The sequence below is a fragment of the Thioclava sp. JE_KL1 genome (genome assembly GCF_009296265.1).
Classification (GTDB): Bacteria; Pseudomonadota; Alphaproteobacteria; order Rhodobacterales; family Rhodobacteraceae; genus Thioclava.
Window position 1 is genome coordinate 160,609 of sequence record NZ_WBJS01000006.1, and the last position, 18,615, is coordinate 179,223.

General features: G+C 65.1%; 20 protein-coding genes. 9 read left to right on the forward strand and 11 right to left on the reverse strand.

The window, feature by feature from the left end; all coding sequences use genetic code 11:
* The first annotated feature begins 78 nt into the window (after window positions 1–78).
* From soxB to F8R15_RS13060, 4 genes are all read left to right on the forward strand, one after another.
* Entirely contained in the window at window positions 79–1,770 is a 1,692-nt protein-coding gene (gene soxB, locus F8R15_RS13045; protein ID WP_152844856.1) for a thiosulfohydrolase SoxB, read from the forward strand.
* A 59-nt stretch (window positions 1,771–1,829) separates the two neighbouring features.
* Window positions 1,830–3,140 carry a sulfite dehydrogenase gene (soxC, locus tag F8R15_RS13050; RefSeq protein ID WP_078542823.1) on the forward strand — a complete coding sequence of 437 codons (1,311 nt, stop codon included), beginning with the start codon at window positions 1,830–1,832 and terminating at the stop codon, window positions 3,138–3,140.
* Entirely contained in the window at window positions 3,121–4,227 is a 1,107-nt protein-coding gene (locus F8R15_RS13055; protein ID WP_152844857.1) for a c-type cytochrome, read from the forward strand. The genes soxC and F8R15_RS13055 overlap by 20 nt, the downstream gene beginning before the upstream one ends.
* A gap of 191 nt (window positions 4,228–4,418) precedes the next feature.
* Window positions 4,419–5,654 (forward strand): glycerate kinase, encoded by a 1,236-nt coding sequence (locus tag F8R15_RS13060; protein WP_152844858.1) that lies wholly within the window; start codon window positions 4,419–4,421, stop codon window positions 5,652–5,654.
* A gap of 232 nt (window positions 5,655–5,886) precedes the next feature.
* On the opposite strand, the gene F8R15_RS13065 is transcribed toward F8R15_RS13060, so the two are convergent.
* The 3 genes from F8R15_RS13065 to F8R15_RS13075 all read right to left on the reverse strand — a co-directional run bounded on the left by F8R15_RS13065 (window position 5,887) and on the right by F8R15_RS13075 (window position 7,629).
* The gene (locus F8R15_RS13065; protein WP_152844859.1) at window positions 5,887–6,480 is read right to left on the reverse strand and encodes a TIGR02281 family clan AA aspartic protease; all 594 of its coding nucleotides are present in this window, start codon (window positions 6,478–6,480) and stop codon (window positions 5,887–5,889) included.
* Between the two features lie 71 nt (window positions 6,481–6,551).
* Complete coding sequence (locus F8R15_RS13070) at window positions 6,552–7,196, reverse strand: MarC family protein (RefSeq protein ID WP_078520144.1); 645 nt, start codon at window positions 7,194–7,196, stop codon at window positions 6,552–6,554.
* Between the two features lie 40 nt (window positions 7,197–7,236).
* Window positions 7,237–7,629 (reverse strand): YafY family protein, encoded by a 393-nt coding sequence (locus tag F8R15_RS13075; protein ID WP_078601715.1) that lies wholly within the window; start codon window positions 7,627–7,629, stop codon window positions 7,237–7,239.
* A 187-nt stretch (window positions 7,630–7,816) separates the two neighbouring features.
* Between F8R15_RS13075 and F8R15_RS13080 the strand changes: the two genes are divergently transcribed.
* The 4 genes from F8R15_RS13080 (at window position 7,817) to F8R15_RS13095 (ending at window position 10,465) form a co-directional block, all read left to right on the forward strand.
* Window positions 7,817–8,044, forward strand: a complete 228-nt coding sequence (locus F8R15_RS13080) for a twin-arginine translocase TatA/TatE family subunit (RefSeq protein WP_078520142.1) — start codon at window positions 7,817–7,819, stop codon at window positions 8,042–8,044.
* Window positions 8,045–8,121: 77 nt separating this feature from the next.
* The gene (gene tatB, locus F8R15_RS13085; protein ID WP_152844860.1) at window positions 8,122–8,757 is read left to right on the forward strand and encodes a Sec-independent protein translocase protein TatB; all 636 of its coding nucleotides are present in this window, start codon (window positions 8,122–8,124) and stop codon (window positions 8,755–8,757) included.
* The gene (gene tatC / locus F8R15_RS13090) at window positions 8,754–9,626 is read left to right on the forward strand and encodes a twin-arginine translocase subunit TatC (protein WP_152844861.1); all 873 of its coding nucleotides are present in this window, start codon (window positions 8,754–8,756) and stop codon (window positions 9,624–9,626) included. The genes tatB and tatC overlap by 4 nt, the downstream gene beginning before the upstream one ends.
* The gene (locus tag F8R15_RS13095) at window positions 9,623–10,465 is read left to right on the forward strand and encodes an ATP-binding protein (protein WP_152844862.1); all 843 of its coding nucleotides are present in this window, start codon (window positions 9,623–9,625) and stop codon (window positions 10,463–10,465) included. The genes tatC and F8R15_RS13095 overlap by 4 nt, the downstream gene beginning before the upstream one ends.
* Window positions 10,466–10,504: 39 nt before the next feature.
* Here the strand turns inward: F8R15_RS13095 and F8R15_RS13100 are convergent, their stop codons facing one another.
* From F8R15_RS13100 to rocF, 3 genes are all read right to left on the reverse strand, one after another.
* On the reverse strand, window positions 10,505–11,815 hold the full coding sequence (locus F8R15_RS13100; RefSeq protein ID WP_152844863.1) for an FAD-binding oxidoreductase: 1,311 nt from the start codon (window positions 11,813–11,815) through the stop codon (window positions 10,505–10,507).
* A 69-nt stretch (window positions 11,816–11,884) separates the two neighbouring features.
* On the reverse strand, window positions 11,885–12,934 hold the full coding sequence (locus F8R15_RS13105; RefSeq protein WP_152844997.1) for an ornithine cyclodeaminase: 1,050 nt from the start codon (window positions 12,932–12,934) through the stop codon (window positions 11,885–11,887).
* 5 nt (window positions 12,935–12,939) lie between these two features.
* Window positions 12,940–13,866: an arginase gene (rocF, locus tag F8R15_RS13110; RefSeq protein ID WP_152844864.1), complete on the reverse strand. Its 927-nt coding sequence runs from the start codon at window positions 13,864–13,866 to the stop codon at window positions 12,940–12,942.
* 121 nt (window positions 13,867–13,987) lie between these two features.
* On the opposite strand from rocF, the gene F8R15_RS13115 reads away from it, so the two are divergent.
* The gene (locus F8R15_RS13115) at window positions 13,988–14,413 is read left to right on the forward strand and encodes an Lrp/AsnC family transcriptional regulator (protein WP_078520136.1); all 426 of its coding nucleotides are present in this window, start codon (window positions 13,988–13,990) and stop codon (window positions 14,411–14,413) included.
* 51 nt (window positions 14,414–14,464) lie between these two features.
* Here the strand turns inward: F8R15_RS13115 and F8R15_RS13120 are convergent, their stop codons facing one another.
* The 5 genes from F8R15_RS13120 to F8R15_RS13140 all read right to left on the reverse strand — a co-directional run bounded on the left by F8R15_RS13120 (window position 14,465) and on the right by F8R15_RS13140 (window position 18,552).
* Window positions 14,465–15,658, reverse strand: a complete 1,194-nt coding sequence (locus F8R15_RS13120; protein ID WP_152844865.1) for a LysM peptidoglycan-binding domain-containing protein — start codon at window positions 15,656–15,658, stop codon at window positions 14,465–14,467.
* A 54-nt stretch (window positions 15,659–15,712) separates the two neighbouring features.
* The gene (locus F8R15_RS13125) at window positions 15,713–16,369 is read right to left on the reverse strand and encodes a protein-L-isoaspartate(D-aspartate) O-methyltransferase (RefSeq protein ID WP_078520134.1); all 657 of its coding nucleotides are present in this window, start codon (window positions 16,367–16,369) and stop codon (window positions 15,713–15,715) included.
* A complete protein-coding gene (gene surE, locus F8R15_RS13130; RefSeq protein WP_078520133.1) occupies window positions 16,366–17,151 on the reverse strand; it encodes a 5'/3'-nucleotidase SurE in 786 nt (261 codons plus the stop codon). The genes F8R15_RS13125 and surE overlap by 4 nt, the downstream gene beginning before the upstream one ends.
* A gap of 137 nt (window positions 17,152–17,288) precedes the next feature.
* Window positions 17,289–17,963 carry an SDR family oxidoreductase gene (locus tag F8R15_RS13135; protein ID WP_152844866.1) on the reverse strand — a complete coding sequence of 225 codons (675 nt, stop codon included), beginning with the start codon at window positions 17,961–17,963 and terminating at the stop codon, window positions 17,289–17,291.
* A gap of 136 nt (window positions 17,964–18,099) precedes the next feature.
* Window positions 18,100–18,552 (reverse strand): DUF1284 domain-containing protein, encoded by a 453-nt coding sequence (locus tag F8R15_RS13140; protein WP_368731052.1) that lies wholly within the window; start codon window positions 18,550–18,552, stop codon window positions 18,100–18,102.
* Window positions 18,553–18,615 lie beyond the last annotated feature (63 nt).

Here is an 18,615-nt window from a genome sequence, read left to right on the forward strand (position 1 = left end):
CTGAATTTGTTTGTCAATTTACCCGAATGAAACGACCGCCGGGCGCACGGGCCCGGTGAGAAGAAGGAGACACATCGCATGATTTCCCGGCGGGAATTTCTTCAGGCGAGCTTGGCCGCCTCGACTATCCTCGGTGCTTCGGGCCTGTCGCGCTGGTCGCGCGCCATGGCACAGCAGTCGCTGACTCAGGACCAGCTCCTGCAGTTCGAGCCGCTGGGCAACGTCACGCTGATCCACATCACCGACATCCACGCGCAAGCGATGCCGATCTATTTCCGCGAGCCGGAAATCAACCTCGGCGTCGGTGAGGCCAAGGGCCGTCCGCCGCATGTCACCGGTGCGGATTTCCTCAAGATGTTCAACATCGAGCCGAACACCCCCGACGCCTATGCGCTGACCTACGAGAACTTCACCGATCTCGCGAAGTCCTACGGCAAAATGGGCGGCATGGACCGCGTGGCGACGATCGTCAAAGCGATCAAGGCCGAGCGTCCCGAGGCGCTGCTGCTCGATGGCGGCGACACCTGGCATGGCTCGATGGTCGCGCTGAAGACCAAGGGCCAGAACATGGTCGACGTCATGAACACGCTCGGCGTCGAGGCGATGACCTCGCACTGGGAATGGACCTATGGTCAGGACCGCGTGAACGAGATCGTCGACGGCCTTCCCTTCCCCTTCCTCGGCGCGAACATCTTCGACGCGGAGTGGGACGAACCCGCTTACGAGCCCTACAAGATCTTCGAGCGCAACGGCACGCAGATCGCGGTCATCGGCCAAGCCTTCCCCTATATGCCGATCGCCAACCCCGGCTGGATGTTCCCCGACTATTCCTTCGGTATCCGCGAAGAGCGTATGCAGGCGATGGTCGACGAGGTTCGTGCGAAGGGCGTCGATCTGGTCGTCTGCCTGTCGCATAACGGCTTCGACGTGGACCACAAGATGGCGAGCCGCGTGAAGGGCATCGACGTGATCCTCACCGGTCACACCCATGACGCCATTCCGGAGCCGGTCCTCGTGGGCGAGACGATCCTGATCGCCTCGGGTTCGAACGGCAAATTCGTCTCCCGCGTCGATCTCGACGTGCGCGATGGCAAGATGATGGGCTTCCGCCACAAGCTGATCCCGATCTTCTCCGACGTGATCGAGCCCGACAAAGAGATGACCGACGTCATCATGGGCCATCGCGAGCCCTACAAGGCCGAGCTCGAGGAAGTTGTGGGCGAGACCAACTCGCTGCTCTATCGCCGCGGCAACTTCAACGGCACTTGGGACGACCTGATCTGCGAAGCGATGCTGTCCGAGCAGGACGCCGAGATCGCGATGAGCCCGGGCGTGCGCTGGGGGCCGTCGCTGATCCCGGGGCAGAAAATCACCATGGAAGACGTGCTCAACGCCACTTCGATGACCTATGGCGAGAACTATCGCACCGAGATGACGGGCGAGCTGATCAAGACCATTCTCGAAGACGTGGCCGACAACATCTTCAACACCGACCCCTACTACCAGCAGGGCGGGGACATGGTTCGTGTGGGTGGCATGGGCTACCACATCGACGTTTCGAAGCCGATCGGCGAGCGGATTTCCAACATGACGCTCCTGAAGGACGGCTCCGATATCGACCCGGCACGCAACTACGTCGTGACGGGCTGGGCCTCGGTCAACGAAGGCACCGAAGGGCCGCAGATCTGGGACGTGATCGCCGATCACCTGCGCAAGATCAAAACCGTTGACTTGAAACCGAATGACTCGGTGGTCGTGACCGGCGTTTAAGCCGGTCCCGCCCGTCGATGATTGCGCCCCGCAGGGGGTTAGAGACTGGAGGAAAACACATGGACGACAAGGAACGCCAGGGCAACCCGGCCACCAATGCCGCCCTCAGCCGCCGCGGGTTCCTCCGCGCAGGGGCTGCGGTCGGTGCGATGGCCGCAGGTGCTGGTGCCGCGCGCGCGCAAACGCAACCCGATCCGTTGATCACCGAAGTTCAGCCTTGGGCTTCGGGCTGGGGCGACGGGGTCGATGCAACCCCCTATGGCCTGCCGATCGAATTCGAAGATGACGTCATCCGCCGTAATGTCGGTTGGCTGACGGCGGATACGATTTCGTCGATCAACTTCACGCCGATCCACGCCCTCGACGGCACGATCACCCCGACCGGCTGCGCTTTTGAGCGTCACCACTCGGGCGCGATCGAGCTGAAGAAGGAAGACTATCGCCTGATGATCAACGGCCTCGTCGATAAGCCGCTGGTCTTCACCTACGAGGATTTGGAGCGTTTCCCGCGTGAGAACCGCACCTACTTCCTCGAATGCGCCGCGAACTCGGGCATGGAATGGGCTGGTGCACAGCTCAACGGTGCGCAGTTCACCCAGGGCATGATCCACAACATGCAATATTCGGGCATCCCGCTGCGGACCCTGCTCGAAGAAGCGGGGATCACCAATCTCGGCGACCAGATCAAGGACAAGTGGGTCTATGCCGAAGGCGCCGACGCGTCCTCGAACGGCCGCTCGATCCCGCTGGAGAAAGCCCTCGACGACTGTCTCGTGGCCATCAAGGCCAACGGCGAGGCGCTGCGCAAGGAGCACGGCTATCCGGTGCGCCTCGTGGTTCCGGGCTGGGAAGGCAACATGTGGGTGAAGTGGCTGCGTCGCCTCGAAGTCACCGACGAGGCCGTGCAGTCGCGCGAAGAAACCTCGAAATACACCGACACGCTCGCCGATGGCACGTCGCGCAAGTGGACCTGGGTCATGGACGCCAAATCGGTCGTCACCTCGCCCAGCCCGCAGATGCCGATCAAGCACGGCAAGGGCCCGCTGGTCATCACTGGCATGGCCTGGTCGGGTCGCGGTCACATCACCAAGGTCGACGTGTCGATCGATGGCGGTGCGAACTGGCAGGAAGCCCGTCTGGCCGAGCCGGGCGTCGACAAGGCGGTCTCGCGCTTCTACCTCGAGATCGACTGGGACGGTTCGGAGATGCTCCTTCAGTCCCGCGCTACCGATTCCACCGGCTACGTTCAGCCGACCAAGGACGCGCTGCGCGCGATCCGTGGCGAGAATTCGGTCTATCACAACAACGGTATCCAGACCTGGTGGGTCAAGGAAAACGGGGAGTCCGAGAATGTCGAAGTGTCGTCGTAATCTGCTGCTGGCCACGCTTCTGGCCGCTCCGCTCGTCGCGACGCCCGCTCTGGCCGAGAAATACGGTCTGGGGCGCGAAGCGCTGCCCGAGGAAATCAACGCCTGGACCGTCGAGGTCTTCCCCGATGGCAAGAACCTTCCCGAAGGTTCGGGCTCGGTTGCCGATGGCGAGAAAATCTTCGCCGACAACTGCGCTGCGTGCCACGGCGACTTCGCCGAGGGCGTCGACAACTGGCCGAAACTGGCCGGGGGCGACGGGACGCTGGCCAACAAGGACCCGGTGAAGACCGTCGGTTCCTACTGGCCCTACCTGTCGACCGTCTGGGACTATGCGCACCGCTCGATGCCGTTCGGCAACGCGCAGACGCTGACCGTCGACGAGACCTATGCCATCGTCGCCTACATCCTCTACTCGAACTATCTCGTGGAAGACGATTTCGTCCTCACGAAGGATAACTTCCTCGACGTGGAGATGCCGAACGCCGATGGGTTCATCGTGGATAACCGCGATGAGGTCGAAGTGCCCAAGTTCTCGGAAGCCGCTTGCATGAGCGACTGTAAGACCGACGTGCAGATCACCAAGAAGGCGACCATTCTCGACGTGACCCCCAATGAGGGCAACGGCGAGGACACGGCGGCTGCCGATACTGCGACCGAAACCGACACGGCCCAAGCCGACACTGCCGAAGCTCCGGCGCAGGACGCTCCGGCGGCTGCGGAGGAAGCCAAGGCAGAGGCCGCACCGGCGGAGAGCCTCTCGGCTGACCCGGAACTGGTCGCGGCTGGCGAGAAGGTCTTCAAGAAGTGTAAGGCTTGCCACCAGGTCGGCGAAGACGCGAAGAACCGCGTCGGTCCGGTGCTCAACGGGCTGATCGGTCGTCAGGCCGGGACGGCTGATGGCTTCAAATACTCGAGCGCGATGAAGCAGCACGGCGAGGACGGTCTGGTTTGGACCGAGCAGACGGTCGAGGAGTATCTCGCCGATCCGAAGGGCTACATTCCGAAGAACCGGATGTCCTTCGCCGGTCTGAAAGACCCCGAAGACGTCAAGGCGGTGCTCGCCTATATCGAGAGCCAAGGTGGCTAATACCCTCCCCGGGCGGGGGCTTCGGTCCCCGCTCACTTAAACCGACAGGGGCCTTCCGCCTGATCGTGTTTCGACGCCCGCGCTCCCCGCGGGCGTCTTTTCATTTCGTGCCGCGTCTGGCTTGTCTTCCGCTGGCGGGGTTGCAGCCCGCCGCTCCCCGGGGATACTTGAGCCAAACCAAGGGGGCAGGAATGGATCTGGAAGCACGCGCGCGCGAATTGTTCGACATCGGGGTGAAGACGGCCGACCCGGCAGCGGGGGTGACCCGCGCGATGGGCTGGGCGATGGAGAACCCGCCGGGACCGGGCGGGCGCTGGCAGGTGATCGCTCTCGGCAAGGCGGCGCTGGCGATGACCGCCGCGGCGCTGGACGCGCTGCCCGAGGAGGCGCAGGCGCTGGTCGTGACCAATCCCGAAAATGCCGAAGCGGCGACCCCGCGCGCGGGCGTTACGCTGATCGCGGGCGACCACCCCGTGCCGGGCGAGGGCAGCGAGCGGGCAGGGCGCGCGATCCTGGAATGCCTGCAGGGCTGTGGGCCGGAGGATCGCGTTCTGGCGCTGATCTCCGGCGGCGGCTCCGCGCTGGCCGTCGCGCCTGCCGAGGGGCTGAGCCTGTCGGACAAGGCCGAAGTCAGCCGCCTGCTGCTCGGCTGCGGGGCGGATATCACGCAGATGAACCTGATCCGCCAGCAGCTGTCCCAGCTCAAGGGCGGCGGCTGGCTGCTTGCCAGCGCGGCCCCCGTGACGGGGCTGATCCTGTCCGATGTGCCGGGCGACGATCTGCGCGTGATCGCTTCTGGTCCCACGGTCGAGCCGATCGGCACGCGGGTCGAGGCGGCGCAGCTCTGTCGCGATCTCGGGATCTGGGAGGCTTTGCCCGCCCCTGTGCAGGCGCATCTTGAAACGTCCGGCGCTGAGCCCGCGCTGCCCGCCGCCCGCAATCGTCTGATCGGGGCGAACGGGCTGTCGGTCGCGGCGATGGTCTCGGCAGGTGCCGAAGCGGCGCCCTTCGTGCTCGACGGGGACGTGGCCGATCTTGCACCGCAGATCGTAGCTCTGCTGCGCGATATGCCCGCAGGCGCTTTGGTCATGGGCGGTGAAACCACCGTGACGATCAAGGGCGACGGGCGCGGTGGTCGCAATCAGGAACTGGCGCTGCGCGTGGCTTGCGCGGCGGAGGCGGCCGGGATCGAGGGCGCGTGGCGCTTCCTCTCGGGCGGCACCGATGGCCGTGACGGTCCGACGGATGCGGCGGGCGGTCTGGTGGGGCCGGAGACCTGCGCGGCCGCGCGGGCGGCTGGCGTCGATTGCGATTCGGCGCTCGCACGCAATGACAGCTATCACGTCCTGCAGGCGGCCGATGCGCTGCTGATGACGGGGGCGACCGGCACGAATGTGGCCGATCTCGCGGTTCTGGTGAAAGGCTAGCTTAGCCGCGTTCTGCTTCGGCAGAGCGCATCATCGGGCGCAGGCGGAGATAGGCTTCGCGAATGGCGGCGACGGTGATGATCGCGAGAGCGAGGGTGTCGAAAGCAACCATGCGTGTTTTCCTCGTAACGAAGCCTGAGTGGCGCGGCCTGAGCGGCGGGCGCCCTCGGACCCTCGGAAAAGATTGAGGCGCAAAAAAGGCAGCATCACGACGATTGCGGGCCGGGCCCGCTCAGCGTTCGAGGATCAGCGTGCCGCGCGCGAATTCCACCTTCGCGAAGCGGGTGAGATAGGTCATGCCCAGCAGCGAGGTATCCATCGACCCGCGATTGACCACGGCGCGCAGGTTGCTGTCGTGGATCGGCCCCAGATCGAAGCGCTCCAGCCGCACCGGCGCGGTCGCGACGATGCCATTGGCGGTGCGTGCCTGCCCGATATAGGCGAGATCGGAAGTGTTGATGCCCGCGCGCTCGGCGGCGCGCTGGGTCAGCACGATTTGGCTCGCGCCGGTATCGACGACGAAGCGGACCGGCGTGCCGTTGACCTCGGCGGTCAGGTAGTAATGCCCGTCGGGCGCCTGCGGCACCTCGATCCGGCCATCGCGCATCACCGCCTGATCGGGGATCGAGACTTGCCGCTGGATATCGGTCCAAAGCCCGACCGCGGCGAGCGTGCCGAGAAAGATCAGCCCCCAGATCGCGGCCTGCTGCATGGTGCGGCCGGGACGGCGGCGGATCTCCAGCACGAAATACCCGCCCACGGCGACGAGCAGGAGGCTCAGATAGACCAGCCGTCCCCAGTTTTCGCTGATGATCGTCTCCACCATGATCCTCGTTACCCCTACCGATCTCTTTCAGATAGGTCCGCTCAGGTGACTTTCCCAGAGGGCGGATTGCCTCAGCCGGTCGGGACGCCGCCCATCAGCCCCGCACCGTGCAGCCCGTCGAGGATGAACTGGATCGCCAGCGCGGCCAGCAGCATCCCCAGCAGCCGGGTGACGACCATCGTGCCGGTGCGCCCCAGCGCGCGCTCGATCGGAGTGGCGAGCAGGAACATCACGAGCACGCAGCCCAGCACCAGAAGCATCATGGCGATGATCGCCACGACATGCAGCCAGTCGCCGCCCTCGCGCCCTGCCAGCAGGATCATCGTGGCCATCGCGCCGGGGCCGGCCAGCAGCGGCGTCGCCAGCGGGAAGACGGACGGATCGGTCTCGGGGTCGGCCTCGTGCTCCTCGCCCTGCGCCTCGCGGCGCTTGGTGCGGCGCTCGAACAGCATGTCGAGTGCGGTGAGGAACAAAAGCACCCCGCCCGCAATGCGGAAGGCGGGCATGGAGATGCCGATCCCGGCGAGGATCTTGTCGCCGAAGATGCCGAACAGCGTCAGCAGCACGGCGGCGATGATGAGCGCACGGAAGGCGATACGCAGGCGCGCGCGGTGGCTTTCGCCCAGCGTCAGCGCGATGAAGACAGGGGCCAGACCGATCGGATCGATGATGACGAAAAGCGTCACGAAAGCAGTGATGTATTCGGCACCGATCACGTAGGGGCATCCCTTCCAAGTTTCGCGGGCGAGCCTAGCGTCATCCCCGATCCCCCGCCAGCCCTTCCCCGGCGTCTTCGGGAGAGGCTTCGGCGGGCGCAGAGGGCAGGGCGGCGCGGATTTTCGCGGCCAGGCTCGCAGCCCCCCCGGCAAGGCGCGGATCGTCCACCGCCTCGGCCAGATCGAGCAGATGATCGAGCGCCGCCAGTTCCTCGCGGGTCAGCACCAGAGGCGGCAGGCCCACGGCCCGGCGCAGGATGTAGCCCACGCCGCGTTCGCCCTCGACCGGTACCCCATAGGCCGAGATTTCCGCCATGTCGCGCCAGATCGTGCGGGCGGAAACGCCCAGCCGCTCGGCCAGATCGCTGGCACGATGCATCTTGCCGTCGCGCAGGATAGCGATGATCTGTTGCAGCCGCTCGTCGCGGGTCATGGGGCTCTCCGATCGGGTCGCGAGAAGGGTAACGCGGGGGAGGGCAACTGACAATGAACTGTCAGTAATCTGCCCCCCAAAGCCCCGTTTGGGCGGAATCGGTCTAGGATTGAGGCCCGCATGATCCTAAAACTCGGGACCGACATAAGGCGCGGGCGGCGGGCCCGTGACCAGAGGAGAGACAACAATGCTCAACAATATCGGCCTTCCCGGCCTTCTTCTGATCGCCGTCGTGGTTCTGGTTCTTTTTGGCCGCGGCAAGATTTCCTCGCTCATGGGTGAAGTCGGCAAAGGCATCACCGCCTTCAAGAAAGGCGTGAGCGACGGCTCGAAAGAAATCGAGGACGGCACCGTTGACGAGGCACGTGACGTGACCCCGGCTGACGAAGTCCAGAAAGAAAAAGACAAGGCCTGAGCCTGATCGCATTCGGGGTTTGCGGGTTGATGCCCGCTTGCCTTTGCGTCCTCAATCGGCCGGAGGCCTGAGCACTCATGTTAGACATCGGTTGGAGCGAGCTTCTGCTGATCGGCGTCGTGGCGCTGATCGTGGTAGGACCGAAAGACCTGCCCAAGATGTTCCACCAGCTTGGCCGCATCACTGCGAAGGCCAAGGCGATGGGGCGCGAGTTTTCGCGGGCGATGGAAGATGCGGCGAAGGATACCGGGCTCGATGAAGCCGCGGGCTCCGTGCGCGATCTGAAATCGCTGGCGTCCAAGAAATCGCTCGGGCTCGACGCGCTGGAAAAAGCGACCGATGCGTTCGAGAAATGGGAGCCGGGCCGGTCCGAGAGCGGGAAGACCTCGCTCAAGCCCGATCCCGAGGCGGAGCCGCCCAAGCCTGAGGCAGCCCAACCCGAGGCGAGCCCGGCCGAGACGGCCAAACCCGAGACATCCAAGACGGCAAGCAAGCCGGCGGCCAAGCCCGCTGCGAAGAAAGCCGCGCCGAAGACCGCAGCCAAGACTGGCGCCAAGACGACGGGCACCAATACGGGCACTTCGACCGCCGCGAAATCCAGCGCCAAGCCGGCAACCAAGTCGAGCAGTAAACCCGCCGCGAAAACCGGTGCCAAACCGGCGGCGAAGAAGACGGCGGCGAAGAAACCCGCCGCGAAGAAGGGTGACGCATGAGCGACAATAACGAGATCGAGGAAAGCTCGGCCCCGCTGATCGAGCACCTTGCCGAACTGCGCACGCGCATCCTCTATTCGCTGGGGGCCTTCATCGTCGCGATGGTGGTCTGCTATACGGTCTGGAACCCGATCTTCAACTTCCTGACCCGTCCGGTCTGCTCGGCACTGGAATCGCGCGGCGAGCAATGCGGCCTCTACCTGATCAAGCTGCAGGAAGGCTTCTTCGTCGCGATCAACATCTCTTTCCTCGGCGGTTTCGCTCTGGCTTTCCCGATCATCGCCTATCAGATGTGGCGGTTCGTGGCGCCGGGCCTCTATCGCAACGAGAAGAACGCGTTCCTGCCCTTCCTGGTCGCCTCGCCGGTGATGTTCTTCCTTGGCGCGGCATTTGCCTATTACATCATCCTGCCGCTGGCCTTTAACTTCTTCCTCGGCTTCCAGCAGGGCGAGATCGGCGCGACTTCGGGCGCGAACGAGATGGCCGCCATCGGCTTCCAGGGCTCGGTGCAGGAATATCTCAACCTGACGATCAAGTTCGTCATGGCCTTCGGGATCTGTTTCCAGCTGCCCGTGCTGCTGTCGCTGATGGGCAAGGCGGGGCTGGTGTCCTCCGAAGGTCTCGGCAACATGCGCAAATACGCGGTGGTCGCGATCCTCGTGGTGGCGGCGATCGCCACGCCCCCGGATGTGATCTCTCAGGTCATCCTGTTCACGGTGGTGTACGGTCTCTACGAGATTTCCATCCAGCTCGTGAAACGGATCGAGAAGACCCGCGAAGCCCGGATGCGTGCTGAAGGCACCTGGATCGACCCCGACGAGTGGGACGATGACGAGGACGACGAGGACGAGAAGGACGGCAAGGCATGAGTGACGCGGCGCTGAACCGGATCGCCACGGCGCTGGAGCGGCTCTCGCCCGCTCCGCAGCCCGCGCCCGACTTCGCCTCGGCCAGCGCTTTCATCTGGCACACCTCGCCGGACCGGCTGGAGCCCGTGCCGCAGGTGAACCGGGTCGACCTAAGCCTGCTGCACGGCATCGACCGCTCGCGCGACACGCTGCTGGCCAACACGCTGCAATTCGCGCGCGGGGCGGCGGCGAACAACGCGCTTCTCTGGGGCGCGCGCGGGATGGGGAAATCCTCGCTCGTGAAAGCTGCCCACGCCGCGGCGGTGGCTGAGGGGCTACCGCTCAAGCTGGTGGAGCTTGCGCGCGAGGATCTGCCCTCTGTCGGCCGTCTGCTCGCGCATCTGCGCGACGCGCCCGAGATGCGCTTCATCCTGTTCTGCGACGATCTCTCGTTCAGCCATGACGACCAGCATTACAAATCGCTCAAGGCGGTGCTGGATGGCGGGATCGAGGGGCGGCCCGCGAACGTGATCCTCTATGCCACGTCGAACCGGCGTCACCTGATGCCGCGCGACATGATCGAGAACGAACGTTCGACCGCGATCAGCCCGTCCGAGGCGGTGGAGGAGAAAGTCTCGCTGTCGGATCGTTTCGGGCTGTGGCTGGGCTTCCATCCCTGTAGCCAAGACGAATATCTCACGATGATCCGCGGCTATTGCGACAACTACGGCGTGGAGATTTCCGACGAGGTGCTGCGCGCCGAGGCCATCGAATGGCAGGCCACGCGCGGGGCGCGTTCGGGCCGCGTGGCATGGCAGTATTTCACCGATCTGGCCGGGCGGCGCGGCGTCGCGTTGTAAGCGCGCCTCGCCGCATCGTCTAAGGCGCGGGCAGGGGGCTTACACCCCCAGCCGATCGCGCAGCGCATACCACCACGACCCCGCGACCGAGTAGGGCACCCGGAAGGTGCGCCCGCCAGGGAACGGGATCCAAGGCAGTTTCGCAAACGTGTCGAACCGGGTCAGATCGCCGTTGATCGCCTCCGACAGGATGCGTCCGAAAGTGTGCGACCCGGTGACGCCGTGGCCGGAATAGCCATGCGCGAAATAGGTGTTCTGCCCGATCCGACCCATCTGCGGCACGCGGCTGAAGGACAGCGCGAAATTGCCCGACCAGGCGTAGTCGATCTTGGTGCCCTTGAGCTGCGGGAAGACCTTTTCGAGGTTCTTCCAGAGCTTCGCCTTGATGTCCTTCGGGTCGGCACCGCCATAGACCGTGCCGCCACCAAACAGCAGGCGGTTGTCGGCGGACATGCGGTAATAGTCGAGGATGTAGCGCACGTCCTCAATGCAGGCATCGGACGGCATCAACTCGTGGGCCTTCGCCTCGCCCAGAGGCTCGGTCGCCATGACCTGCGTCGAGACGGGCATCACGCGGCGCTCCAGCGTGGGCACGACATGGCCAAGATAGGCATTGCCGCACAGCACAAGCGTCTTCGCGGTGATCTGGCCCTTCGCGGTCTTGATCACTGGGCGCGTGGCGTCGGTGTCGACCGAGGTCACAGGCGACATCTCGTAGATCGTCCCGCCGAGTTTCTCGACCGCCGCCGCCTCGCCAAGTGCGAGATTCAGCGGATGCAGATGTCCGCCCTTATGGTCGATCATGCCGCCCGCATAGAGGTCGGAATTCGCGTGCTCGCGCATCTGCTCGCGGCTTAGCATCTCCTGGCTTTCGATGCCGTAGCTGCGCCAGAGCTTCCAGCGCGCTTCCAGCTCTTGCATGTGCTTGGCCGTAAGCCCCGCGAAGACATTGCCGGGCTTCAGGTCGCACTGGATGTCATAGGTCGCGACGCGCTCGCGGATGATGTCGCCGCCTTCCATCACGAGGCTGGCCACGAAATTCGCGGTGTCCTGCCCGTAGCGGCTCTCGATCACGTCGAGGCTGGCGTTCAGCCCGTTCACGACCTGACCGCCATTGCGGCCCGATGCGCCCCAGCCGATGCGTGCGCCTTCCACGACGGTGACGCTATAGCCCTTTTCTGCCAGATGCAGCGCGGTCGAGAGGCCCGAGAAGCCCGCGCCCACGACGCAGATATCGGCCTCCTGATCGCCCACCAGTTCCGCGCGCAAGGGCGCCGGGTTGGCCGAAGCCGCGTAGTAGCTGCCGGTATGGCTGCCGTCGCCCGCATAGGGGTGGGTCTGATGGGTCATGTCGCGCACTCGTCTGAAAGGGGCGTTTGGCTTTCGGTGCCACGCGCCGCGTCCGAGCGCAAGCGGGGCTCAGCCCGCCCGCGTCAGCATCCCGAACAAATCGCGCGGATCGTCGGGGTCTGCCATAAGATCGAGCATCTGCGCGTAGTCGCCATCCTTCACTCGGTCATGGATGTAGCGCAGCGCGCTGAAATCCTCGATCGCGAAGCCGACGCTATCGAACAGCGTGATCTGTTTCGCATCGCGACGGCCTTCCGCCTCGCCGCGCATGACTTTCCACAGCTCGGTCACCGGATGGTCTTCGTCGAGCGCCTGAATCTCGCCCTCGATGCGGGTCTGCGGCGGATATTCGACGAAGATTTCCGAGCGGGTGAGGATGTCGCGATGCAGTTCGGTCTTGCCGGGGCAGTCGCCGCCGATCGCGTTGATGTGGATGCCGGAGCCGACCATGTTGTCGGTCAGGATCGTCGCATATTGCTTGTCGGCGGTGCAGGTGGTGATGACCTGCGCGCCTTCGACGGCTTCCTCAGCCGAGCGGCACTTGGTGACGTTGAACCCCTGCGCGGTCAGGTTCTTCGCGGCCTTCTCGGTCGCCGTCGGGTCGATGTCATAGAGCCGCAGAGTGTCGATGCCGCAGATCGCGCGGAAGGCCAGCGCCTGAAACTCGCATTGCGCACCATTGCCGATCATGCCCATGACCGTCGCGCCTTTCGGGGCGAGGTATTTGCCCACCAGCGCCGAGGTGGCGGCGGTGCGCAGCGCGGTCAGCATCGTCATCTCGGTCATCAGCAGCGGATAGCCCGTGGCGACCGAGGAAAGCACGCCGAACGCGGTGACCGTCTGGTGCCCCGTGCGACCGTTCTTGGGGTGGCCGTTGACGTATTTGAAGCCGTAATTCTCGGCGTCAGCGGTCGGCATCAGCTCGATCACGCCCTCCGCCGAATGGCTCGCGACGCGCGGGGTCTTGTCGAAATCCGGCCAGCGGCGGAAATCCTCTTCGATATAGGCGGCGAGGTCGCGCATCACCTGTTCGGGGCCGATCTCGTTCACCAGCTTCATCATGTTGGCGACGGAAACGAAGGGCACGAAGGCCAGCTTGGAGGGGGCGAGAGGGGACATATCCATCAAAAGCTCCGTGTCATGCGGTCGAGAACGCGGCGGCCAAAGAGGCTGGCTGCGAGGTCGCACAGCAGTTTCGCCGTGCGGCCGCGTTCGTCGAGGAAAGGGTTAAGCTCGACAATGTCGAGCGAGGTCACGAGGTCGCTGTCGCCGACCTCTTCCATGATCAGATGCGCTTCGCGGAAGGTGGCGCCGCCCGGCACGGTGGTGCCCACGGCGGGCGCGATCCCGGGGTCTAGGAAATCGACGTCGAAGCTGACATGCAGCAAGCCGTTGGCTTCGCGCACGCGGTCGAGGAAGGCGCGCAGGGGCGCCAGCACGCCGGTCTCGTCGATGGCGCGCATGTCATGGACTTCCAAGCCGATCTGCTTGATGCGCGCGCGCTCCGCCGGATCGACCGAGCGGATGCCCATCATGCAGAAATTCTTCGGATCGATGCTGGCTTCCAGCGGCGGGAAGGCCTCGAAATCGGGCTGGCCGGTGACATAGGCCACGGGCGTGCCATGCAGGTTGCCGCTGGTCGTGGTCTCCAGCGTGTGCAGGTCGGGGTGCGCGTCTAGCCACAGGACGAACAAGGGGCGATCTTGGGTCTTCGCATGCCGCGCGAGGCCGCTTAGCGTGCCCGCGGCCAGCGCGTGATCGCCGCCGATGAAGATCGGGCGGTCATGGGTCTGCGCGGCATCGAACGCCGCCTGCGAGAGCGCCTCGATCCAGGCACGGGTTTCGGCCAGATCGTGGATCGCGGGGTTCTTGTGCGGCATCGGCTCTTGCGGGGGGATCGACAGGTCGCCCAGATCATCCACCTCCCAGCCCAGCTCGGTCAGGATGTCGCCCAGCCCCGCGATGCGCAGGCTGGCCGGTCCCATGATGCAGCCGGGTTGCGAAGCGCCAGTTTGAATAGGCGCGCCCAGAATCGAAACTGTGCGTGTCATCGAGATCTCCCTTGTTGCTCTTAGTTTGACGAAATGGCGCAGAGGTTTCGCTTGTCAATTTGCGCAAAACGGAACTAAATTTGATCAGTTTGACCAGTCAAATGATCAAAACGGAGGAGTGATGCAACTCGATGATACGGACCGCGCGATCATGGCCGCGTTGCGCGCGGATGCGCGGCTCTCGATGACCGATCTCGCGCTGCAGGTGGGGGTGTCGCGCACGACCGCGCGCGCCCGGCTGGAGGCGCTGGTCGCCTCGGGGCAGATCCGGCGCTTCACCATCGAGACAGAGACGGATGTCGAGGGGCAGGTGCGCGCGATCACGCTGGTCGAGTTGCAGGGCAAGATGTCGCGCGCGGTGATCCGGGCGCTGCACCGCATCCCGGAGGTGACGACGGTCTTCGCGACCAATGGCAACTGGGATCTGGTGGCGGAAATCCGGGCCGAGACACTGGGCGAATTCGACCGGGCCTTGCGCGATATTCGGGAAATTCCGGGGGTGCTCAACAGCGAAAGCTGTCTGCTGCTTGCGCCTGTCGCGGGCTGAGCGGGCAGCGCGTGCGGGCGGGCCGGAACATCTCCGGCCCGCCGCGCAAAATCAGTTGAGGTAGGGCATCGGATCGACGGAATCGATCCCCTTGCGGACCTCGAAATGCAGATAGCCCTGATCGCCGGACGCGACCTTGGCGATGGTCTGGCCGCGCTTGACGCTCGCGCCTTTCTTCACCGTGATGCCGGTCACGTTGTAATAGACCGTCACCAGATTGTCGGGATGCTTGATCGCGAGGAAGGCGACATCGTCGGTGTCCTGGCTGATCAGCAGCACGGTGCCGCTCTCGGCGGCTTTCACCGAGGTGCCGGCCGAAGCCGAGATATCCACGCCGTCGTTCGAGCCCTTCTTGTAGGGTCGAATGATCGAACCCGGCACCGGCATCGCCATCTTCGACGTGTCCGACGCCTTGGTGCGATCGGTGCTCATGTCCGGAGTCTGCGTCTTGACCGGCGCAGAGGCTTTCGGCGGCGTCTTCTGGGGCAGGGGCTCTGCCGCGGAGGGCGGCACCGGGGTCGGCGAGCCGGTGCCCGGCGCAGTCGTGGCCGTTGCCGTTTCGACTTTCGCGGGCTGGCGGCTCGACGCGACCGGGATGATCAGCATCTGACCTTCGCGCACGCGCAGATCGTTGGGCAGCCCGTTCCACTCGGCCAGCGCCTTCACCGGCACCGAGTAGTAGCGCGCGATGGAATAGGCGGTCTCGCCGCGTGCGACCTTGTGGCGGATCGGCTCGGCGCTGTTGGTGGAGACCGGGGCCGAGGCCGGCGTCGGTTTGGCGGGCTGGTTCGCCTGCGATCTATCGATCGCGTTCGAGGCGAGCGAGGTGATGTCGATCGTCTCCGAAGTCAGCGCGCTGGAGTTGCCCGGCGCCGCGGAGCCGCTCGTGGTCGCGACCTTGTTGGGCAGGGCCAGCACTTCGCCCGCGTTCAGCACCGCATCGGGGGCGACCGCGTTATAGCGAGCCAGCGCGCCCGGATCGGTGCCGATCCGCTGGGCGACGGAATTGACCGTATCGCCGCGGCGCGCCACGACGACCTGATAATTCGGGTAGGTGATGATGCCCTGTGCGTTCGGGCGCGGGCGATCCTGCACCGCCTGCCGGGCGGCGGCGCTCGTGTCGAGCCCGCCATTGCCATAACCGCGCATGTCCAGATCGAACCCGTTCGGGTTACAGGCGGCCAACGCCGTCAGCGCGACGCCACCTGCCAGGATCAGCCGCAGCCGGGAAATCTTCGTTGCCATCCGCTCGTCCTCACTGTCTCTCAGACCTCTTCGGGGTCCGTTCTTACCTGCCACTTAGTCGTTTGCCACGCCCTCTACGAGGGGAACAAAGCGCACCGGACGTAATTCTTCGTAATCGAAACCCGTCTCGAGCCGGCGCACCCGGATCAGGCTTTGCACCGTGTCCGACTGGCCCACGGGTAGAACCATGATACCCCCGATCTTCAGCTGGGCCAAGAGCGGCCCGGGAGGGTCTTCCGCAGCGGCAGTCACGATGATTCGATCAAAGGGCGCCTGATCGGGCAGCCCGTGCGAGCCGTCCCCGGAAATCGCGACGATATTGGTGAGCCGCAGCGCGTTGAAGACGCCTTCGGCCTCGCGCACCAGTCTGCGATGCCGGTCCACGGTATAGACGCGGCGGGCGAGCTGGCTCAGGATCGCGGCCTGATAGCCCGAGCCGGTGCCAATCTCGAGCACGGTGTCGCGCGAACCCACATCCGCGGCTTGCGTCATCAGCCCCACGACCGAGGGCTGCGAGATCGTCTGCCCGCAGGCGATCGGCAGCGGCATGTCCTCATAGGCGCGGTCGGCGAAGATGCCGCGCACGAACTGGCCGCGGTCGATCCCCTCCATCGCGTGCAGGGTGCGCGCGTCGGTCACGCCCTTGGAGCGCAGTGCGAAGAGGAACCGCATCTTGCGCTCGGCCAGATCCTCTTCTGCGTCCTCGCTCATCCCAGACGGGCCTCCAGATCGGCGATCACGTCATGCGCCGTCAGATCGGCGCGCATCGGCGTGACCGAGATATAGCCGTCGAGATTGACGGCGGCATCGGTGCCCGGCTGCGTCGGGGTGTGCTGCGGGCCGCCCTTGATCCAAAGGAAGCGCCGCCCCGAAGGCGCGTGATGCGCCTCGGTCGAGAAGAAGCAATCCTTGCGGAAGCCTTGGGCTGCGACCTTGTGGCCTTTGACGTTTTTTGCCAGCACCGGCGGGAAATTGACGTTGTAGAAGACCCGGTAATCGCCATCGTCCCAGATGCCCTGATCGATCAGCTTGCGCACGAGCGCCGCGCCATGGACCCGGGCTGCCTCGAACATGTCGGGGGCGTTGAAGACCTCGGGGCCGATGAATTGCGACAGGGCGATCGCGGGCACGCCTTGCAGCGCCGCCTCCATCGCGCCGCCCAACGTGCCGGAATAAAGCGCGTTGTCGGCGGAGTTGTTGCCCCGGTTCACGCCCGAGAGCACCAGATCGGGCCGCTGCTCCTCCAGCACGTCGTAGAGCCCAGCCATCACGCAATCGGCGGGGCTGCCTTCGGCGGCGAAACGGCGCTCTGCCAGCTTCGAGATCATCATCGGCCGGGTGTAGGAGATGCAATGGCCGACGCCCGATTGCTCGAAGGCCGGCGCGACCGTCCAGACCTCGCCATCGGGGCCTGCAAGTTCTTCGGCGATCTCGCCCAGAACGGCCAGTCCCGGTGCGTCGATCCCGTCGTCATTGGTGATGAGAATACGCATGTTGCCCCCAGTTCGCCGTCGCGTCACCCGATGCTTACCGTGCGGCGGATGAAGGGTAAAGCGGGGGCGGGCGACAGCGCGGATGTGTCGCCAAAGCGCCGCAGCCGGAGGGCATTTCGGCGGCGCTTTGGTCGTTCTCAGAGCGTGTCGAGGATGCGCCGTGCCTCGGCGTGGCGATCGGCCAGCGCCTCGCGATCTTCGCCGGGGAAGAACCGTCCGCGCAGCGCGGTCGCCATCGGTGCAGGCTCCGCAATCATCACGCGCGGCCCGATCTTCACGGTCTCGGCCTGCCACGAGCGCATCATCGCCATCTGCGCGGCTTTCGTAGCCCCATAGATGCCGAAGAATTTCTGGCCCGCACGCGGATCGTCGAAGGCCAGCGCGGTGCCCTCGCGCGCGAGCAGCAGCGGCTCCATCAGCCCGATGAGCTGCGCGGTCGCGGTCACGTTCACCTTGACCGAATTGGCCAGTTCCTTCGCGTCGATATGACCCGTCGGCGACAGCGGCGCGGCATGGATCGCCGTATGTACCCACAGATCGAGCCCCCCCCAGCGCGCACCGATCGACTGTGCGAGATGCGCCATCTGATCGGGCTCGGTCACGTCGAGCGGACCGAGCGAGGCGGAACCGCCCTTCGCCTGAATGCGGTCGTCGAGCTCTTCCAGCGCGCCGGTAGTCCGCGCGACGGCCATGACATGCCAGCCATCTGCGGCCAAAGCTTCGGCGATCGCCCCGCCAAGGCCACGCGAAGCGCCTGTGACAAGCGCCAGTTTCTTGCCCTGCGAAGGGTCTTGGGTCTGATCCGTGCTCATGGCGCGTTTCTTGCCACCACACCCGCCGTCGCGCAAGCGTGCAGATGCACGTCCCGCGCCTTTCCCGCTGTTTTGCAAACTGACGGGCGAGCGCGTTGGGCAGCTTTACAGTGCCGCCCTACGACCAAGGGTAGCGCTATTCTTTGTCCTGAAGTCGGGCGAGGGCGGCGGCGCACATGCCCGCGCTCAGCCATTGGCATTCCGCGCAGATCGTCTGATGCACATCGGCGGGCAGGGCGGCCATCCGCTCCAGCGCCTTGCCCCATGTCAGCACATCGCCCGGCGCAATATCCAGCGCCGCGGCATGGGCCGCGTCCAGCCGATCGATCTTCGCCTGCGCGGTGCAGCCCGATCCGCGCCGCGACGGGCAGGGGTCACAGATATCGTCCGCCGCGCCCACGACCTCGATCTCCACTGCGGCGCCCTCCGGTTGCCGCAGGCGCCCTTCGACGATCTCGGTCATATTCGCGGTGAAGCGATCCGAATATCCCTTCCCCTCGAAGCCAAGCGAGCAGAGGAAATGATGCGGGCGATATGTCAGACGGTCAGCTATGTCTTCGCTCTTGAGTAAATATCCCGGGGGATGAATGGCGCAGCCAGAAGGGGGCAGTGCTCTCTTGTCCCGGGTATCAGAATAGAAAACGGGCCGGAA